Here is a 19,686-nt window from a genome sequence, read left to right as displayed (position 1 = left end):
GCAGCGAACAGGACCCAAATTTGTTCCAAACTGGACCTATCAGCGTTCCTTCACATAGGGTTCGCCGCCTGCACGTGGGGGAACAGCCTTGCCGACAAAGCCTGCCAGGATCACCACGGTCAGGATATAGGGCAGGGCGTCCATCACCTGTACCGGGATCACGACCCCGCCCAGATCGATGTTCTGGAACCGCAGGGCGATGGCTTGTAGCAGACCGAACAACAGGCACGCCCACATAGCATGCCATGGGCGCCATTTTGCAAAGATCAGAGCTGCCAATGCGATGAACCCGCGACCGGCTGTCATTTCTTTGACAAAACCCGCCTGCAAGGCCGTAGCAAGATACGCCCCAGCAATCCCGCAAAGGATGCCGCAGATGGCAACGGCCGCAAACCGCAAGCCAACGACCGAAACGCCTGCGGTGTCGACCGCTGCCGGGTTTTCACCCACCGCGCGCAGGCGCAGGCCAAACCGGGTGCGATATAGGATCCACCATGTGAGAGGCACCATCAGGAAGGCGACGTAGACCAGTATTGAATGCCCAGATAGAAGCTCCGAGTAGATCGGACCGATGACCGGAACGTTGCTTAGCGCCTCTGCAAAGGGGAACTCGATCGGTTCAAAGCGGCCTCCGCCAAACAGGGACGGGGTGCGACCGCCTTGCTGAAACCAGCTTTGCGCTATCAGAACGGTAAGCCCCGAGGCCAGAAAGTTGATCGCCACACCCGATATCAGTTGATTGCCGCGGAAGGTGATCGACGCCACGCCGTGCAAGGCCGACAAGATAAGCGACGCACCGATACCTGCCAAAAGGCCCAGCCAGACTGATCCAGTCACTGCTGCAACGGCTGCCGAGAAGAAGGCAGACATCAGCATCTTGCCCTCAAGCCCGATGTCGAAGATGCCAGCTCGTTCCGAATAGAGCCCGGCCAGACAGGCAAGCAGCAGAGGTGTCGCAAGGCGAATGGTCGAATCGAGGACCTGAATGAGGGTGATAAAGAACTCCATCACTCCGCCCCCTTCCGCAGACCCAGGAACAGCTTTTCAAGCGGCATACGCACCATATTGTCCAGCGCCCCTGTGAACAGGATAACCAGCGCCTGAATGACGACAATCAGTTCGCGCGGGATCGAGGTCCAAAGGGCCAGCTCGGCCCCACCCTGATACAGGAAGCCAAACAGTAGCGCGGCAAGGAACACGCCAAACGGATGCGAGCGTCCCATCAGCGCGACGGCGATACCGATGAACCCGGCCCCTTCGGTCGAGTTCAGGACCAATCGCTCCGCCTCGCCCATCACGTTGTTGATGGCCATCAGGCCGGCCAGCCCGCCCGAGATCAGCATGGCAATGATGGTGATCCGGACCGGCGAAATCCCGGCATAGACCGCGCCGGTTTCGGTTTTGCCATAGGATCTAATCTCATACCCAAGGCGCGTGCGCCAGATCAGGGCCCAGACCACGACACAGGCCAAGATCGCCACGAAGAATGAGATATTGGCGGGTGCGCCCCGGAACATCACGTTCTCAGCGGTTGAGAACATGGATTGGAACGTCGGCAGATGTACCGCCTCGGGGAACCGTGCTGTGGCCGGGTCCTGCGAGCCCTGCGGACGCATCACATTGACCAGCATGTAGTTCAGAAAGGCAGCAGCGATAAAGTTGAACATGATCGTGGTGATCACGATATGGCTGCCGCGCTTGGCCTGAAGATAGGCAGGGATTGCGGCCCATGCCGCACCGAACAGGGCGGCCCCAAGAGCTGCGGCAACCAGCGCAATACTCCAATGCGGCCAGGGAACATACAGACATACCATGGCTACGCCAAGACCGCCCAGCATTGCCTGTCCTTCGCCGCCGATGTTGAACAGCCGCGCATGAAAGGCCACGGCCACGGCCAGCCCGGTGAACATGAAGTTGGTTGCGTAGTAGAGCGTATAGCCCCAGCCATAGGTCGACCCCAGCGCGCCCGTAACCATCAGGTTCACGGCTTCAACCGGGTTCTCACCAATGGCCAGAATGACCAGCGCCGATAGGAGCGTGGCCAACAGCAAGCTGATCACCGGGATCAGAACCACATCGGCCCATTTAGGCATCTTTTCCATGCTTTAAGCGGCCTCTTCCGCAACACCGGCCATCAGCAGCCCCAGTTCTTTTTCATCGGTCTCGGTAGGCAAACGTTCACCCATGATATGTCCGTCGAACATCACCGCGATCCGGTCAGACAGCGAGAAGATCTCTTCCAGCTCGACCGAGACCAGCAGGATCGCTTTGCCCTGATCGCGCAGGGCGACGATTTGTTTGTGAATGAATTCGATTGCGCCGATATCCACGCCGCGTGTCGGTTGACCAACCAGCAGCAGATCAGGGTTCCGCTCGATTTCGCGTGCAACGACGATTTTCTGTTGATTGCCACCCGAGAAGCTTTTGGCGGCCAGCCACGGGTCGGGCGGGCGCACGTCAAACTTAGCGATCTTGGCTTCGGTATCGGCGCGCAAGGCGGCGTTGTCCATGAACAGGCCACGCTTGTAGGCGGGATCGCGGTGGTAACCAAAGGCCACATTCTCCCACGCGTGGAAGTCCATCACCAACCCTTCGCGCTGGCGGTCTTCGGGCACATGGGCGATGTGCTGGGCACGTCGCGCCTGCCCGTCCGATCCGGCACCGCTGAGCGCCAGCGGGGAGCCATTCAGTTTGATCGAGCCCTGACCGGGGCGCATGCCGCCCAGAACTTCCAACAGTTCTGACTGACCATTGCCCGCAACACCCGCGATGCCGACGATCTCACCCGCGCGAACGGTCAGGTCGATGCCTTTGACGCGCTCAACGCCTGCGCTGTCAAACACCTGCAGGTTCTCAATTTCCAGTATGGGCTTGCCCGGTTGGGCGGGTACTTTGTCGACTTGCAGCAGTACCTTGCGGCCCACCATCAGTTCGGCCAGTTCTTCGGGGCTGGTCTCGGCCGTTTTCACAGTAGCCGTCATCTCACCGCGTCGCATGACCGACACGGTATCGGTGTTTTCCATGATTTCACGCAGTTTATGCGTGATCACGATGATCGTTTTTCCTTCGGTCCGCAGCCGATCTAGGATGCGGAACAGCTGATCCGCCTCAGACGGCGTCAGAACGCCGGTTGGTTCGTCCAGAATCAGAATCTCGGCCTTGCGATACAGCGCCTTAAGGATTTCGACCCGCTGCTGCATCCCGACACCGATCTCGTCGATGCGTTTGTCGGGGTCTACGAACAGTTCGTACTCTTCTTCCAGCGCTTTCAGCTCTTTGCGGGCTTTGGCCAGAGACGGGGCCAGCAGCCCGCCATCTTCGGCACCCAGAACGATATTTTCCAGAACGGTGAAGTTTTCGACCAGCTTGAAATGCTGAAACACCATGCCGATGCCCGAGGCGATAGCGGCCTGGCTATCCGGTATCTCGGTCTTGGTGCCGTTGATCCAAATCTCACCTTTGTCGGCTTTGTAAAAGCCGTAGAGAATACTCATCAGCGTGGACTTGCCCGCACCGTTTTCACCGATGATCCCGTGGATCGTGCCGGGAGCGACGCTGATGGAAATGTCTTTGTTGGCTTGAACCGGCCCAAAGGCTTTGGAAATCCCTTTGAGCTCAATGGCGGGGACGGTCATGTCTTGTCCTTGGGTTGCCGAAAGGGCCGCCTTTGCACATGGCGGCAGAGAGGAAACGGGACGGAAGGCCAAGCCTCCGTCCCGCGAAAGATCAGAACTGCAGTGCTGGGCAGCTGTCGTTCTCGTAGTAGCTGACAACGGTCACATTGCCGTCGATGATGTCCTGACGCGCCTTGTCGACCGCGCCTTTCATGTCATCTGAGACCAGCGCGGCATTGTTATCGTCCATTGCGACGCCCACGCCTTCTTCGGCCAGACCCATTGCGAATACGCCGGTTTCAAGGCCTTCGCCCGCGCTCATCGCGTCATAGACGGCCACGTCCACGCGTTTCAGCATCGAGGTCAGAACTTTGCCCGGGTGCAGGTGGTTCTGGTTGCTGTCCACGCCGATCGACAGGATGCCTTCGTCGGCTGCGGTTTGCAGAACGCCGACACCGGTGCCGCCTGCGGCTGCATAGATCACGTCAGCACCCTGGCTGATCTGCGCCTTGGTCAGCTCGGACCCTTTAACCGGGTCGTTCCAGGCTGCCGGGGTGGTGCCGGTCATGTTGGCAACAACTTCGATATCCGGGTTCACCGCTTTGGCGCCTTGTGCATAGCCGCAGCCAAAGTGGCGGATCAGAGGAATATCCATACCGCCGATAAAGCCAACAGTGCCGGATTCCGATGCCATCGCGGCCATCATGCCAACTAGATATGACCCTTCATGCTCGGCAAATCCGATTTGACGGATGTTTGGGGCATCCAGCCAGGTGACGTCAACGGCGACAAATTTGGTGTCAGGATAGTCACCGGCAACGGCCGACAGCGGATCGGCCATGGCAAAGCCCATGGTGATGATCGGGTTAGCACCGGCTTCGGCAAAGCGGCGCAGCGCCTGTTCGCGCTGGGCTTCAGATTGCAATTCGATCTCGCGGTATGTACCGCCGGTTTCCTCGGCCCAGCGAGTAGCGCCGTTATGGGCCGCCTCGTTGAACGATTTGTCGAACTTACCGCCCAGGTCAAAGATCAGCGCCGGCTCGGCCAGAGCTGCGCCAGCTGTCAGTGCGACCGCCGCAGCGGCACCCATCAAAGATTTCATCAGGGTCATTTTTTACTCCCGTTGGTTTTTGTCGGTCCGGAACCAAGATAGCCCCGTTTACCCACTCAGAGCGAGCATAACCGTTGTGATGACGGGAATTAAGGGTGTTTGCAACCGGCAGGGTCAAGTGGTTTTTGACCAGTTGGTCCAAAATTTGTGTCTTAGTTAAGGTGCAGCAGGCGTTCCATGATGATTGCGTCGCAGTTTTTGCCGGATTTTCGGGCATAGTAGCCCTTTCGCTGCCCACAAGGCCGGTATCCGCACCGTTCATACAGCGCAATTGCGGGCAGGTTGTCGGCGGCCACGTCTAGAAAGGCGCGTTTTGCGCCAAGCGTTTTGGCCTTAGCATGCCAGTCCGCCATGCATTGCAGGCCAAGACCCCGCCGCTGATACGCGGGGTGAGTCGCAATCGTCAGCAGTTCCGCTTCATCTGCGATGACCTGAAACAGGGCGAAAGAATCACTTGATCCAACGCAGTGCGTAAACGGGTTTGCCAGCAGGTCGGCAAACTCTGCCGCTGTCCACGGGCGGGATTGTGTGAATGCAGCCGCATGCGTTTGGGCCATCTCGTGTGGGGTCATTCGTCCAGGAGCACCGGAGGTTGATCGCTGGATGGCGCGGCATCAGCAGCCCGGACATACAGCGGGGCAGGTAGGTCTGACACGTCTTTCCAGCGACGCGCAGCAACCTTGGCAATTGCCTCTGCCTGCGCTGCCGGATCGGAGCAAAAGAACAGCTGTCCAAGCGTGCATGCCTCGACTTTGGGCATCAGTTGCGCTGGGCCGTCGCCTTGCTGCAGATAGACCTGTTCGCGCGGTGCCTGAATGGCCGCGATCTGACCGCTTGGTGCGATTTGGACCAAGGCATCGAAGCCTGAAACTCCGACGGCCGGAACACCTAGCCCCAATGCTAGCCCCCGCGCTGCCGAGACCGAGATTCGAATGCCGGTGAAGTTCCCCGGTCCGACACCGACCCCAATTGCGTCAAGATCGGCCCAGATACAGCCAGCTTGCTCCAAAACCTCTTCCAGAAACGGCATGAGCCGTTCGGCCTGTCCGCGCGACATGGCCTCGGCGGTTGACACAATGATTTGCCCATCCCGCAGCAAAGCGGCCGCGCAATGCGCGGCCGATGTGTCAAATGCCAATATTGTTGGGTCAGACGGCAACCGGGCGAACCTCGGTCACTTCGGGAATATAGTGGCGCAGCAGGTTTTCGATGCCCATTTTCAGAGTCAGTGTCGAAGACGGGCAGCCCGCACAGGCGCCTTGCATATGCAGATAAACCACGCCCCGGTCAAAACCGTGGAACGTGATGTCACCCCCATCCTGTGCAACCGCAGGCCGGACGCGGCTGTCCAGCAGGTCCTTGATCTGATCCACGATTTCCGAATCCTCACCGGTGTGTTCCGCATGGCCCGAGGCCGCCGTTGCGTCAGCCCCCATGACCGGTTGGCCGGACTGAAAATGCTCCATCACCGCGCCAAGGATGGCGGGTTTGATGTGATCCCATTCCACAGAGTCAGATTTGGTGACCGTGACGAAGTCATTGCCAAAAAACACGCCAGTCACACCGCTGACACCAAAGATACGCTTGGCCAAGGGGGATTTCTCACCCGCTTCGGCAGTTGGGAAATCCGCTGTTCCCGCTTCCAGAACCGTCTGGCCGGGCAAAAACTTCAACGTAGCCGGGTTCGGGGTGGATTCGGTCTGAATGAACATGGGGCAGCTCCATCTGAGATGCCTCTGATATGCGCGTGGCGCTCGTAGAAGTCAAGATTTGGAACGGTTCTAAATTCGAGTTGCGTAGTCCAACGCCTCGTTCAATCTGTCGTCACCCCAGAACAGTTCGTCGCCGACGCAAAAACTCGGGGCTCCAAAGATGCCCTTTTCCTTGGCGCGTTCAGTCTGCTGGAACAAGGCGGATTTGATGTCCGGCTCAGCGGTTCGGTGCAGCAAATCTGGCGATAACCCGGCCTTGTCCAAGCAGGCCAAAAGCGTCGCTTCGTTCGAGATATCGCGCCCATCTCCAAACTCAGCATTGTAGACCGCACATACAAGTCGGGCCTTATCAGCGGGGTCGTCGATTGCCAAAACAAGCCGCGCCGCGCGCAGGCCATTCTGGGGAAAAGGGTCGGGTTTCTGAAATGGCAGGCCCCGTGCGGAGCATAACCTTTCCATATCACGCCACATATATGCGCCCTTGGCAGGGTAGAGGTTGAACGGCGATGTGGTCCACCCCTGTTCCGCAAAGATTGGCCCCAGCAGAAAGGGCTGCCAATCGACCACTACGCCGCGATCAGAGGCTGCCTGTTCGATACGCATGGCGCTGAGATAGGAATAGGTCGAGGCGAATTCGAACCAGAATTCGACCCCTGCCACCATATCAGGTGATTTCCTCAAGTTTTTCCTTGCTTAGATCGCCGGGTACTATCGTGATCGGAATCGGCAAGCTGCCAGAGCTTTTGGTTAACTGGGTGATCAGGGGGCCGGGACCTTTCTTGTCGGTTCCTGCGCCCAGAACCAGCACCCCGATCTCAGGGTCTGATTGGACATGTTCGATGATCTGAGGCACGGGATCGCCCTCGCGGATCGCAAGTTCAGGATCGACGCCCTGTTTGTCGCGCATCCATTTGGCGAACACCTCATAATGCGCATGGATACGCTCGCGCGCTTCTTCCCGCATCACTTCGGCCACGCCGATCCAATGGTTGAACTCATCCGGCGGGATCACCGACAGGATCGTGACACCGCCACCGGTGTGCGAGGCGCGCATGGCGGCAAAGCGCATCGCGTTCAGGCATTCGCGGCTATCATCCAATACGACCAGAAACTTGCGCATGGGGGTCCTCATTCATTTCGGGGATCATGCCCGACCAGATGCGTGCTGGCAACTCGGGCAAATACCGGGTGATCGGTTAGCCTTCGCTTGCAGCCCAATCCCAATAAAGCGCACGGGCGCGCCGCGCGATAGGGCCAATCTGATATTGCGTATCGTCCAGAGCAGTCACAGGCGTCACTTTGTTCATGTTCCCGGACATGAACACCTCATCCGCTGCGTGAAAATCATCAAAGCTCAGGATGGTTTCATGGATCGTGACACCATCCGCGCGCAAATTCGCGATATGGCGCGCGCGGGTGATCCCGGCGAGAAACGTGCCGTTCGGGATTGGGGTGAACACCTCTCCATCTTTGGCCATGAAGATATTGGCGGTTGCAGTCTCGGCAACATTGCCCATCGCATCCGCCACCAGAGCGTTTGAGAAACCCTTGGCCTTCGCTTCGGCCAACATGCGGGCATTGTTGGGATACAGACACCCGGCCTTGGCGTTTACCACGGCAGACTCCAGAACTGGCCGCCGAAACTGCGTCGTTGTCAGCGTGGCAGAGGCCGTTTCGGGCGCCATCGGGATTTCCTCCAGGCAGATGGCAAATCCTGTGCTGTTCTGCTGCGGCACGATTGCGGTGTGATCGCCATCGATGCCCCAATACATCGGACGAATGTACACGGCGCTGTCAGGGGCATAGCTTTGCAGCCCCTCACGCACCAATTCTACCATGCGTTCAGGAGTTACGGTCGGGGTTAGCATCAGCGCTTTGGCGGATCGGTTGATGCGCGCGCAATGGGCCAGCAAGTCTGGCGCCATGCCGTTGAAATAGCGCGCCCCGTCAAAGACAGAGGATCCCAGCCATGCACCATGATCTGCCGCGCGCATGATAGGCGCGTCCCCATCATGCCACTGCCCTTCGAAATAGGTGCGGATGTTTTTGCCCGTTGCCATGACGCCCTCCCAATCTTTGGGCAAACCTAGGAGGGCGTCAGGCGAAGGTCCAGTGCAATCAGCGCGTCGACGCGCCAACCATTCCCACGATCTCGTAGGTCTGTCTCAGGATCGGCACGGTGATCTCTCGCGCGCGTTCGGCACCACGGGCCAGGATGCGGTCGATCTCGGACTGATCATTCATCAATCGAGCCATCTCGGACGAGATGGGCGAGAGCTTTTCGACCGCAAGATCGGCCAGCATCGGTTTGAAGTCTCCGAATTGCTTGCCGCCCACATCTGACAGCACCTGTTCCACGCTTTGATCCGAAAGGGCCGCGTAGATATTGACCAGATTACGCGCCTCGGGCCGGTCGTCCAGACCGTCAGCTTCGGATGGCAGAGCGTCCGGGTCCGTTTTGGCTTTGCGGATTTTCTTCGCAATGGTGTCAGCATCGTCCGTCATGTTGATGCGGCTCATATCTGATGGGTCGGATTTGGACATCTTCTTGGACCCGTCCCGCAAGCTCATGACACGTGTGGCGGCCCCTTCGATCACCGGCTCGGTGATTGGAAAGAAATCCACGCCAAAATCATTGTTGAACTTGATTGCGATGTCGCGCGTCAGCTCCAGATGCTGTTTCTGATCATCCCCCACCGGTACGTGCGTCGCGTGGTAAATCAGAATGTCAGCCGCCATCAGCGACGGATACGCGAACAAACCCAGCGAGGCGTTCTGCGTGTTCTTGCCCGCCTTGTCTTTCCACTGAGTCATGCGTTGCATCCAGCCCATCCGGGCGACACAGTTGAAGACCCAGCCAAGTTGGGCATGTTCCGGCACCTGACTTTGATTGAACAGGATCGATTTTTCGGGGTTCAGGCCAGACGCGATGTACCCGGCGCACAACTCTCGGGTCGCGTGGCGCAGCTCGGCCGGGTCCTGCCAGACGGTGATCGCATGCAGATCGACCATGCAGTAAATAGTCTCAAACTCGTCACTCTGCATCCGCACCCAGTTCCGAAGTGCACCGAGATAGTTGCCAAGATGCAGATTGCCCGAAGGCTGCGCGCCGGAAAACACGCGCGGCGTGAATTGGGTCTGGGTCATCGAAGGGAACTCCCGTCTGGAAAAGTCAGCCCTCGTCGCTTACCCATGAGGGTAAGGGACGTCAACAGCCGCGAAAGGCCCGGCAGATGAGCAGTGAGCATTATACACCCGCCGTGAACCCTCTGCCGCCTGTCGTCGTGGCGCTGGTTCTGTTCATCATGGGGATCGAGCTGGCTTTTATTCTGGGCGAACGCGGCCTGATCGGCGGGCCTGGGGCCATAGGCTGGCGCACGCAGGCGATTGACAGTTATTCGTTCTTTGTCAGCCAGTTTGACCGGATGTTGCAGACAGGACAGTGGCGCACCGACTATCTTATGCGTCTGGTCACCTATCCGTTTGTCTCGTTCAACTTCACGCAATCCGTCTTTGTCTGCGTCTTCGTTCTAGCCATGGGCAAGATGGTTGCCGAAGTATTCGGCAGCGTCGCGATGTTGCTGATCTTTGTGCTGTCTGGTGTCGGCGCAGCTGTGGTTTATGCGTTGATCCTGGCACCTGGCGCGTATCTGGTTGGCGGGTTTCCACCAGTCTACGGCTTGATCGGCGCGTTCACATGGCTTTTGTGGCGCAAGCTGTCTTTGGTGGGCGAGAACCAGGCAAGGGCGTTTCAATTGATTGCGGTGCTGATGGGAATTCAGTTTCTGTTTCGATTGATCTTTGGCGGTGCGCCGGATTGGATCGCCGATCTGGCCGGATTTGCCACCGGGTTCGGATTATCGTTCTTTCTGGCACCGGGTGGTTGGGCCCGGATCAGAGGCCGCATTCGGCGGGATTGATCAGGACCGGCGCAAGGCGCGTTTGAACTCGGCCAGCTTGAAAGCCCCCAACAGATATCCAAGCACAAAATACGTTACGGCTGCGACGCTGATCAGAGCCAATAGGGCAAGATAACGCCAGCCTGCCAACGCGAAGGCCCAACCAAACAACTGGATGGCAACAAACAACACGACACCCATTCCAACCGAGGCCGCAACAATCCGCCAGGCCCGCTGTTTGAACCGATCATCGAACCGCGCCTCATCCCCCATGCGGCGGGCGCCAATGGCCAGTAAAGCGACCATGGCCCATCCAGCGGCGGATGCGGCAATCGCTGGCGCAATCCATCCGACCAGCGGATATAGCCCGAAGGCCAAAGCCGCATTGATGACCATGGCGACGGCAGCATAGCGGAAGGGCGACCGCGTATCCTCGCGCGCAAAGAAAAGGGGTTGCAGAAGTTTCTGCAGCATAAACGCCGGAAGCCCGACGCCATAGACGGCAACGGCCAGCGCAGTAGCGGCGGTATCCTCGGGGCTGAATTGGCCCCGTTCGAACAGGACCGAGACCAGAGGGATCGGGATGATCAGAAAAGCGATGGTTGAGGGCAGCGTGAGCAGCAGCATGAACTCCCCAGCGCGGGAAAAGGCGTTGCGCGCGCCATCCTTGTCATCCGCGCGCAGGCGGCGGGACAGATCAGGCAGCAGGACGATACCGATAGCAATTCCAACAACGCCCAAGGGAAGTTGATACAGCCGATCCGCCGCAAAAAGCCAACTGACAGCTTTCTCGGTTTTCGAAGCAACCAGTTGTCCAACCACCAGATTGACTTGTGTGACACCCATGGCCAAAGCCGCCGGTATGGCGATGCGAACCATGTTGCGCATCTCGGGGCTGAGCCGGGGCACGCCGGGGCGAATGCGGATGCCGGCTCGTTCCGTCGCCACCCAGACCAGCGCCAATTGCGCGATGCCGGCGATCGGGATCACTGCGATCAGCCAGCGAATGATCTCACCCCCGGACAGCGCGCCGAAAATCAGGGCCGTGCACGCAAAAATGTTCAGCAAAACGGGGGCGGCAGCGGCGGCGGCAAAGCGTCCGGTTGCATTGAGAACGCCAGAAAACAACGCCGCAAGGGACATAAACAGGATGTAGGGGAAGACGACATAACCATAATCGACGGCCAGATCGAACCGTTCATCGCCATAAAACCCTTCGGCCGTCAGCCAGACAAGACCGGGCATGAACACCATCGCCAGGCCAACCAGCGCCAATACGGCAGCACCCAGCAGGTTGAAGGCATCCTGTGCGAACCCTTCGGCGTTTTCATCGCCTTCCAACCGTTTCGAAAACATCGGCACAAAAGCTGCATTGAACGCGCCTTCGGCGAAGAACCGGCGGAACATATTGGGCAGGCGGAACGCGGCGACAAAGGCATCCATAACCGGTCCGGGACCTATGTAGGCGGTCAGCAGAATCTCTCGTAGAAACCCGAGGATACGGCTGGCCAGGGTCCAGAACCCAACCGTGAACAGGCCCGAAAACAACCGGATTTTCTTCATGAGACCGCGCGCTCGGCGCCTTCGGTGATGGCTTTACGCAGCTTTGCCTCAAGCCCGCGTTGCTTGCTTTCCGAGTGGTACTTCAGGCCAAACATATCTTTCACATAGAAAGCATCTACAACCTGTTCGCCATAGGTCGCGATCACCGCATTGGCGATATAGACGTTCGAGGATGCAAGCGTACGGGTCAGATCATACAAAAGCCCTGTCCGATCACGGGTATCTACCTCGATGATCGTGTAAATTTCGGACCCCTCATTGTCGAAGGTGATATGGGTCGGCACGTTGAAGGCGCGTTCGCGCTTCTTGATCTTGTCGCGGGATTTCAGTGCTTCACCGGCGACCACCTCACCTTTGAGCGTCTTCTGGATCATCTGCGTCAGGCGCGGCAGGCGCGAGGCTTCGAATGGGTGACCCTCGGCATCCTGTATCCAGAACGCATCGGTGACATAGCCGTCCTTGGTGGTGTAGCTGCGCGCGTCCACGACATTGGCACCGACCAATGCCAGCGCACCTGCGATCCGTGCGAAAATGCCGGGGTGATCGCCCATCGCAAAACAGGCACGGGTGGCATCGCGGTCCTCGTCTGGGTGCAGGCGGATTTCCATTGCCCCTGGATCCCCACTGATCTCCAGCGCGCGCAACATCTCGGCAAATTCGACATGAGCCGACAGAGGCAGACCCTGCCAGTAAGGCGCATAGTGACGACCGGTTTCTGTCTTGAGGTCTGTCTTGGTCCAGTCGGCCAGTTTGGCCCGCAATGCCTTTTTCGCCTCGGCTCCACGATTGGCGCGGTTCAGGACCTCCAGTCCGGTGTCCAGTGCGCGTTTGGTTTCAGCATGCAGCGCACGCAGCAGAGTGGCTTTCCAGTTGTTCCAGGTGGTTGGCCCGACGCCGCGAATGTCACACACCGTCAGCACAGTCAGCAGGTCCAGCCGCTTGACCGTCTGCACCGCCTTGGCAAAGTCGCGCACCGTGCGCGGGTCCGAGACGTCTCGTTTTTGTGCCATGTCTGACATCAGCAGGTGATACCGCACAAGCCATTCGACGGTTTCGCATTCGGTCTTGTTCAACCCAAGACGAGGGGCCACTTTGCGGGCGATTTGCGCCCCAAGGATCGAATGATCTTCGGGTCGCCCTTTGGCAATATCATGCAGCAACAGCGCCACATACAGAACCTTGCGATTGACGCCGCCTTCCAAAATCGATGAGGCCAATGGCAAAGCTTCAACCAATTCGCCACGTTCAATCTGAGCCAGGTTCGTAATGCACTGGATGGTATGCTCGTCCACCGTGTAGCTGTGATACATATTGAATTGCATCATCGCCACGATGGGCTCGAACTCGGGCAGAAAGGCCGATAGCACGCCAAGTTCGTTCATGCGCCTTAGGGCGCGTTCGGGGTTGCCGTGTTTGAGCATCAGGTCCAGGAAGATGCGCTGCGCTTCTTTATCGTTGCGCATGTCTTCGTCGATCAAGTGCAAATTCGCGGTGGCAAGGCGCATAGCGTCGGGATGGATCAACATACCAGTCCGCAGCCCTTCTTCAAACAGGCGCAGTAAGTTGACCTTGTCAGACAGAAACGCATTTGGGTCGGCAATGTCCAGCCGCCCATGCACAACCTTGTAACCGTCTTTGACCCGTGGGCGTCGACGGAAAATCCGTTCCAGCAGCGGGGCACCTTTCACATGCGCCGCTTCCAGCTTGGTCAGGAAGATTCGCGTCAGTTCACCCACGCGGGTCGCTTCGCGGAAATACCTCTGCATGAAAACTTCAACCGCGCGTCGCCCGGCACGGTCTTTGTATCCCAAGCGCTCGGCCACTTCGACTTGCAGGTCAAAGGTCAGCTGTTCCGTTGCCCGGCCGGTCACCAGATGCAGATGAGATCGAACGGCCCACAGGAAATCCTCGGCCTCGACAAATGTTTGGAACTCCTCGGGTGTGAACAACCCCAAAGGCACCAGTTCGGCCACGTCCTGGACACCGTAGATATATTTGGCGATCCAATACAGCGATTGCAGGTCGCGCAATCCGCCTTTGCCCTCTTTCACATTGGGCTCGACCATATAGCGCTGGCCCTGCTTCAGGTGCCGGGCGTCGCGTTCTTGCAGCTTGGCTTCGATAAACTCGCGCTCGGTTCCTTTGAACAGCTCAGATTTAAGCCGTTTGTCCAACTCATCCGCCAGCGCCTTGTCACCCGCCAGATAGCGTTGCTCCAGCATAGCTGTGCGGATGGTGAAGTCCTCAGTCCCGAGGCGCAGGCAGTCTTTGATCGTGCGAGAGGAGTTCCCGACCTTTAACCGCAGGTCCCACAGGATATAGAGCATGGATTCGATCACGCTCTCGGCCCAGGCGGTGATCTTGTAGGGCGTCAGGAACAGCAGATCCACGTCGGATGCGGGTGCCATTTCGCCCCGCCCATAGCCACCAACCGCCAGAACGGCGATCCGCTCGCCTTGCGTGGGTGTGGCAAGCGGGTGCAGCCGTTCGCTGGACACGCGCATTGCTGTGCCCACCAACTGATCGGTTAGGTAGGTATACGAACGCGTCAAGGGGCGCGCCTCAAATGGGCGCGTTGCAAAGGCATCGGCAATCGCTTTGCGCCCTGCTTTTTGAGCCTCCCGCAGGATACGCACCGTTTCTGCCCGCATGGCGGTATTGTCCGCGCAGGTCTCAAAAGCAGCAGCCAAGTGTTCCGTGACATTGGCGCTGTCGAAAATGTCGTTGGCGGGGCAGATCAGTTCAGCATCAGGCGCTGTGATCAGGCCGGGGCGGTCAGAAACCGGCGCCAGCGAAGCTTTGTGGGGCAGGGTCAATCACAACCACCTGTTTGTTCTGGATCGTGGCCACGGCCAGACCGCGTTCATTGGTGCCGTTCGGACGCAGGCGGAAAATGCCACCCACGCCCTGGAATCCGGCGCTCTGGGTCAGGGCTGCTCCGGTCAGTGCATTGGATTTGCCTTGTGCAACCAGCGCGCCAATCGCGGCGATCCCGTCATAGGCCAGGCCGCTGATCGGATGCGGTGCTTCGCCATAGGTCGCGTTATAGCGCTGACGATAGGATTGCGCCTTGGATGGGTCGGGCAGGGCAAACCAGCCCCCCTGAACCCCTGGAAGTTCAAGTGTTTGAGGCGGGATATCCCAACGCGTCAGGCCGATGAACTGCGTTTTAGCAGGGGACACGCCCGCTTCGGGCAAAAGCTGTGTCAGCAAAGGCAACGCCCCGGCTGTTGTCGCTGTCAAGAAGACCGAGTCCGCTCCGGAAGAATCGACGGTCGCCTTGATGGTCGGCACCGCGGTAATCACCCCTTGTTGCGAGCGGTCATAGGAAACGGTGCCCGCATTGTTGACCGGGCTGCTGCCTAAGGCAGAGGCAATTGCAGATTGCCCCAACTGGCCGGCTGCGTCGTTGCTGTAGACGATCACGGTTCCGGTTTTGCCTTGAGCGGCCGAATAGTTCACCAGCCGGTTCGCTGTGTTCTGGAAGGTGGGTCCCAGAACAAAGACATTGCCTCCGGCGATGCTGGTATTGTTCGAGAAAGACAGGACATTGACGTTTTTGTTCAACACGGCCAAGCCAGCGGCATTTGCGGCCTGCGCGTAAACCGGGCCAATAATGATCTTTGCACCATCTGCCACAGCCTGTTGCGCGACTGTCGATGCGGTGCTCGCATTTCCGGCCGTGTCATAGACCCGAAGGTCGACTTTCACGTTGGGCAGATCAGACATGGCAAGCCGAGCGGCATTTTCGAGGCTTTGTGCCAATGCGGCGTCACCGGCCTGACCTGAACCGCGCGGCACCAATAGGGCGACGGGAACGGGATCGGATGTATCGATTGATGGACCTCCGCCAAGGCCGCCGGGCTCACAGGCCGCCAGAAATGCTGCGGTGGCCAGCGCGGCTGCGGCTTTCGCCAGTTTGCTTACGGGCTTGCAAACAGTAAACATCTAAAAGAAAACTCCCTGATCCGGCAGCGCGCGACGCCGCTGTTCTGTCGATCCGAGATAATAGACGTCACGCGGTGAGGGTCCAGCTTTGAATTTCCAAAAGACCAGATTGGCTGCGGGCCTGTATTTTGTTGCCACACCCGTCGGAACCGCGCGCGACATTACGCTCAGGGCTTTGGACGTCTTGGCCTCTGCCGACATGATCGCAGCCGAAGACACCCGCAGTCTGCGCAGACTGATGGAGATTCATGGCGTTCCACTGGAGGGGCGGCGTATTCAGGCCTATCACGATCACAGCGGTGCAGGAGCGCGCGGCAAGATCATGGATGCGCTGGAACGAGGGCTTTCAGTGGCCTATGCGTCCGAGGCTGGAATGCCACTGATTGCGGACCCCGGCTATGATCTGGGGCGGCAGGCATCCGAAGCCGGCTATACCGTGACCTGCGCGCCCGGCCCGTCGGCGGTTTTAACCGCGCTCACGCTGGCCGGATTGCCTACGGATGCCTTCTTTTTTGCGGGATTTTTGCCAAATGCGTCTGGCGCGCGCCGCAGCCGCATCGAATCGCTGCGTGATATCCCAGGCACGCTTGTTTTTTACGAATCGCCAAAGCGTGTGGCGGCGTGTCTGTCTGATCTGGCAGACGTTCTGGGACCGGACCGCCAAGCCGCGCTTTGCCGCGAATTGACGAAAAAGTTCGAAGAGGTGCGGCGCGGCAGCTTGGGCGAGCTTTCGGAAGCCTATGAGGGCCAATCCGTCAAAGGTGAAGTTGTTCTACTGGTGGATCGAAGCCATTCGCAAACCGTTAACGAGTCTGACGTAGAAGAGGCATTGATACAGGCCTTGCAAACCCATTCGGTACGGGATGCGGCGGATCTGGTGTCGCAAATGTACGAACTGCCGCGCCGCCCGATCTATCAAAAGGCTCTGAAACTGGGAAAGGGTTAAGATGGCGCAGCACTCGGATCAGGGATCGGTTTCTTATCACTCAGGTCAGGCCGCTGAACTGCAGGTGGCGATGGACTATGAACGCCGCGGATACTCGATCGCGCATCGACGCTGGCGCGGCGCAGGTGGAGAGATTGATTTGATCGCACGTAATGCGGATGGGCTGGTGTTCATCGAAGTGAAGAAAAGCAGCAGTTTTGACAGGGCCGCTGCCCGGATCACGCGGCGGCAAACGGAACGAATTTGCGCCTCTGCCGCGCAGTTTCTGGAAAACGAACCAGGCGGGCAACTGACAAATGTCCGGTTTGATGCCGCCCTGGTTGATCACTCGGGGGCTGTTCAAATCATCGAAAACGCCTTTGGTCAGGCCTAAGCCCCATTGAACCCCTTGGCCGGCTGGGCCATGTATCTGGCATGAAGTTGAGGGACATGCCATGAAAACCGCCTTTCAAATGGACCCAATCGGGGACGTGGACATCAATGCCGACAGCTCTTTCCGCCTGGCGGAAGAGGCGCAGGCCAGGGGTCATGAGCTGTTCTTCTACGGCCCGGACCAATTGGCCTATCAAGAAGGCAGGATCACGGCATGGGGTCAGGATATGACGGTTCAGCGCGTCCCCGGCGACCCGGCGATACTTGGGCCAGAGCGCGAAGTTGATCTGGCCGATTTTGATGTCGTCTGGCTGCGTCAGGACCCTCCGTTCGATATGCACTATATCACGTCGACACACCTGCTGGACCGGCTCAAGGGTCAGACCCTGGTGGTGAACGATCCGTTTTGGGTGCGCAATTATCCTGAAAAACTGCTGGTGTTGGATTTCCCGGAATTGACACCGCCCACCACGATTGCGCGGGATTTGCAAACCATCAAAGCGTTCAAGGAAAAGCATCAGGACATCATCTTGAAGCCGCTTTATGGCAATGGCGGCGCAGGCGTGTTCCGCTTGGATGCGGGTGATCGTAACCTGACCTCTCTGCATGAGTTGTTTACCGGCTTTTCGCCTGAGCCGTTGATTGTGCAGAAATTCCTGCCTGACGTAAGAAATGGCGACAAGCGTGTGATCCTTGTGGACGGAGAGGCCGTCGGCGCCATCAACCGTGTTCCGGCCGAAGGTGAGACCAGATCGAACATGCATGTGGGTGGTCGGCCCGAGAAAATCGGACTGTCTGAACGTGATCTGGAAATCTGCGCTGCAATCGGCCCGCTTCTGAAAGAAAAGGGTCAGATTTTTGTCGGCATCGACGTGATCGGAGATTATCTGACCGAGATCAACGTCACTTCCCCGACCGGGATACAAGAGCTTGAGCGGTTCAATGGCGAAAACATTGCCGAAAAGATCTGGCAGGCGATTGAGGCCAAAGTTTAAGCCATCACCTTGGCGCTGATGCGAAAGCTCAGCGCTTCGGCCACGTGAGGGCGTCGAATATTGGGAGCACCTTCAAGGTCTGCGATGGTGCGCGCGACCCTAAGAATGCGGTGAAACGCGCGGGCTGACAGGCCAAAGCGGTCGGCGGCCTTAAGCAACAGCTCTTTCCCTTCGGCATCGGGCGCCGCAACTTCTTCCAACAGCTTGCCTTCTACGTCGGCGTTCTGACGTACCGAATTGTGGCCCTCGAACCGGGCGGCCTGCACCGCCCGTGCTTGTTCGACGCGCGCGGCGACGGTGGCTGAACTGTCGCCCGAGGGCGGCAGATCGAGATCGGTGAACGCGACCGGAGGCACCTCGATCCGCAGGTCAAACCTGTCCATCAGCGGGCCGGAAATGCGGTTTAAGTAGTCCTCACCGCAACCGGGTGCACGCGAGCAGGCGCGGGACGGGTCGGTCAAGTACCCGCATTTGCAAGGGTTTGCTGCTGCGATCAGCATAAAGCGGCAGGGATATTTTATATGGGCATTGGCGCGGGCGACCATGACTTCGCCGGTTTCAATCGGCTGGCGCAGGGTCTCCAGCACTGCACGGGGGAATTCGGGGAACTCATCCATGAACAGCACGCCATTATGGGCCAGGGAAATCTCACCTGGCTTCGCGCCTTTACCGCCGCCGACAATCGCCGCCATTGAAGCCGTGTGATGTGGTTCCCGAAAAGGCCTGGCGCGGCTGATCCCGCCTTCGTCCAATAAACCGCAGAGAGATTGGATCATTGACGTTTCCAAAGCCTCGACTGGGGTCAAAGGGGGCAGAATCCCGGGCAGGCGGGCCGCTAGCATAGACTTCCCCGATCCGGGCGTGCCGATCATGATCAGATGGTGCCGCCCGGCGGCCGCAATCTCCAACGCGCGCTTGGCCCGTTCCTGACCCTTTACATCGCGCAGATCACGTGGGCTGGTTGCAAGGGTCACCTCGCCCGGTTTTGCGGCAGCAAGTGGCGTCTGGCCCGAAAAGTGGCGCACAACATCGCCCAATGAACCAGCCCCGATCACCTGGGTTGCATCGACCCAAGCCGCCTCGGCGCTGGAGGCGCGGGGGCACAGCAAGGCGCGATCTTCGGACGCGGCGGTCATCGCGGCAGGCAGGGCCCCGACAACAGGAACCAGTGACCCATCCAGCGACAATTCACCCAAAGCGACCGTTCCTTCTGCCGCGTCGGCAGGGATAATCTCAAGCGCTGACAGCAATGCAACCGCGATGGGTAGGTCGAAATGGCTGCCTTCTTTCGGCAGATCAGCTGGGGACAGGTTGATGGTGATCCGTTTCGAAGGCAGCGCGATGGCCATGGCGCTTAGCGCGCTACGCACCCGGTCGCGGGCTTCTGAGACGGCCTTGTCGGGCAGGCCCACGATGGAAAATGCAGGCAGTCCGGGCGAAACGGCGCATTGCACCTCAACCGGGCGGGCATCAACCCCTTGAAACGCAACAGTATGGGCGCGGGCGACCATGGCAATCCTGTTCTT

At 58.7% G+C, this 19,686-nt stretch carries 19 protein-coding genes; 4 read left to right on the top strand and 15 right to left on the bottom strand.

All coding sequences use genetic code 11. The annotated features are described in order from the left end of the window. Positions 1–39: 39 nt before the first annotated feature. From ACR0EL_RS11895 to trpS, 11 genes are all read right to left on the bottom strand, one after another. Complete coding sequence (locus ACR0EL_RS11895) at positions 40–1,008, bottom strand: ABC transporter permease (protein WP_170535868.1); 969 nt, start codon at positions 1,006–1,008, stop codon at positions 40–42. Further along, positions 1,008–2,102, bottom strand: a complete 1,095-nt coding sequence (locus tag ACR0EL_RS11890; RefSeq protein ID WP_480500091.1) for an ABC transporter permease — start codon at positions 2,100–2,102, stop codon at positions 1,008–1,010. Before ACR0EL_RS11890 ends, ACR0EL_RS11895 begins: the two co-directional genes overlap by 1 nt. A gap of 3 nt (positions 2,103–2,105) precedes the next feature. Continuing rightward, complete coding sequence (locus tag ACR0EL_RS11885; protein WP_480500090.1) at positions 2,106–3,635, bottom strand: ABC transporter ATP-binding protein; 1,530 nt, start codon at positions 3,633–3,635, stop codon at positions 2,106–2,108. 91 nt (positions 3,636–3,726) lie between these two features. Further along, entirely contained in the window at positions 3,727–4,725 is a 999-nt protein-coding gene (locus tag ACR0EL_RS11880; protein WP_480500089.1) for a BMP family lipoprotein, read from the bottom strand. Between the two features lie 152 nt (positions 4,726–4,877). After that, positions 4,878–5,297 (bottom strand): GNAT family N-acetyltransferase, encoded by a 420-nt coding sequence (locus ACR0EL_RS11875; RefSeq protein ID WP_480500087.1) that lies wholly within the window; start codon positions 5,295–5,297, stop codon positions 4,878–4,880. Continuing rightward, entirely contained in the window at positions 5,294–5,884 is a 591-nt protein-coding gene (gene tsaB, locus ACR0EL_RS11870; protein ID WP_480500086.1) for a tRNA (adenosine(37)-N6)-threonylcarbamoyltransferase complex dimerization subunit type 1 TsaB, read from the bottom strand. Before tsaB ends, ACR0EL_RS11875 begins: the two co-directional genes overlap by 4 nt. After that, positions 5,874–6,437 carry a NifU family protein gene (locus tag ACR0EL_RS11865; RefSeq protein ID WP_170535878.1) on the bottom strand — a complete coding sequence of 188 codons (564 nt, stop codon included), beginning with the start codon at positions 6,435–6,437 and terminating at the stop codon, positions 5,874–5,876. The genes tsaB and ACR0EL_RS11865 overlap by 11 nt, the downstream gene beginning before the upstream one ends. 69 nt (positions 6,438–6,506) lie before the next feature. Beyond that, complete coding sequence (locus ACR0EL_RS11860; protein ID WP_480500085.1) at positions 6,507–7,118, bottom strand: DsbA family protein; 612 nt, start codon at positions 7,116–7,118, stop codon at positions 6,507–6,509. After that, on the bottom strand, positions 7,102–7,557 hold the full coding sequence (locus tag ACR0EL_RS11855) for a universal stress protein (protein ID WP_170535882.1): 456 nt from the start codon (positions 7,555–7,557) through the stop codon (positions 7,102–7,104). The genes ACR0EL_RS11860 and ACR0EL_RS11855 overlap by 17 nt, the downstream gene beginning before the upstream one ends. A gap of 76 nt (positions 7,558–7,633) precedes the next feature. After that, entirely contained in the window at positions 7,634–8,497 is an 864-nt protein-coding gene (locus tag ACR0EL_RS11850; RefSeq protein ID WP_480500084.1) for a branched-chain amino acid aminotransferase, read from the bottom strand. A 58-nt stretch (positions 8,498–8,555) separates the two neighbouring features. Continuing rightward, entirely contained in the window at positions 8,556–9,584 is a 1,029-nt protein-coding gene (trpS, locus tag ACR0EL_RS11845) for a tryptophan--tRNA ligase (RefSeq protein WP_353011910.1), read from the bottom strand. Positions 9,585–9,670: 86 nt separating this feature from the next. Here trpS and ACR0EL_RS11840 point away from each other — a divergent pair, with 86 nt between their 5' ends. Then, complete coding sequence (locus tag ACR0EL_RS11840) at positions 9,671–10,357, top strand: rhomboid family intramembrane serine protease (protein ID WP_480500083.1); 687 nt, start codon at positions 9,671–9,673, stop codon at positions 10,355–10,357. Here ACR0EL_RS11840 and murJ read toward each other — a convergent pair whose 3' ends face one another. From murJ to ACR0EL_RS11825, 3 genes are read right to left on the bottom strand one after another with little or no spacing between them, the layout of a single operon-like run. Next, on the bottom strand, positions 10,358–11,899 hold the full coding sequence (gene murJ, locus ACR0EL_RS11835) for a murein biosynthesis integral membrane protein MurJ (protein WP_480500082.1): 1,542 nt from the start codon (positions 11,897–11,899) through the stop codon (positions 10,358–10,360). Continuing rightward, a complete protein-coding gene (locus ACR0EL_RS11830) occupies positions 11,896–14,715 on the bottom strand; it encodes a [protein-PII] uridylyltransferase (protein WP_480500081.1) in 2,820 nt (939 codons plus the stop codon). Before ACR0EL_RS11830 ends, murJ begins: the two co-directional genes overlap by 4 nt. Beyond that, entirely contained in the window at positions 14,675–15,847 is a 1,173-nt protein-coding gene (locus tag ACR0EL_RS11825) for a penicillin-binding protein activator (RefSeq protein WP_480500080.1), read from the bottom strand. The genes ACR0EL_RS11830 and ACR0EL_RS11825 overlap by 41 nt, the downstream gene beginning before the upstream one ends. 88 nt (positions 15,848–15,935) lie before the next feature. Between ACR0EL_RS11825 and rsmI the strand changes: the two genes are divergently transcribed. From rsmI to gshB, 3 genes are all read left to right on the top strand, one after another. Continuing rightward, positions 15,936–16,793 carry a 16S rRNA (cytidine(1402)-2'-O)-methyltransferase gene (gene rsmI, locus ACR0EL_RS11820; protein WP_480500079.1) on the top strand — a complete coding sequence of 286 codons (858 nt, stop codon included), beginning with the start codon at positions 15,936–15,938 and terminating at the stop codon, positions 16,791–16,793. Between the two features lies 1 nt (position 16,794). After that, the gene (locus tag ACR0EL_RS11815) at positions 16,795–17,166 is read left to right on the top strand and encodes a YraN family protein (RefSeq protein WP_480500078.1); all 372 of its coding nucleotides are present in this window, start codon (positions 16,795–16,797) and stop codon (positions 17,164–17,166) included. Between the two features lie 61 nt (positions 17,167–17,227). Further along, complete coding sequence (gshB, locus tag ACR0EL_RS11810) at positions 17,228–18,160, top strand: glutathione synthase (protein ID WP_480500077.1); 933 nt, start codon at positions 17,228–17,230, stop codon at positions 18,158–18,160. Here gshB and ACR0EL_RS11805 read toward each other — a convergent pair. Then, positions 18,157–19,671, bottom strand: a complete 1,515-nt coding sequence (locus ACR0EL_RS11805; protein ID WP_480500076.1) for a YifB family Mg chelatase-like AAA ATPase — start codon at positions 19,669–19,671, stop codon at positions 18,157–18,159. The two genes, gshB and ACR0EL_RS11805, sit on opposite strands and share 4 nt — an antisense overlap. Positions 19,672–19,686: the final 15 nt, after the last annotated feature.

This window comes from Ruegeria sp. AH12 (assembly GCF_056541465.1).
The sequence above is the reverse complement of the archived record's forward strand: the minus strand, read 5'-3'. Positions and strand labels throughout refer to the sequence as shown.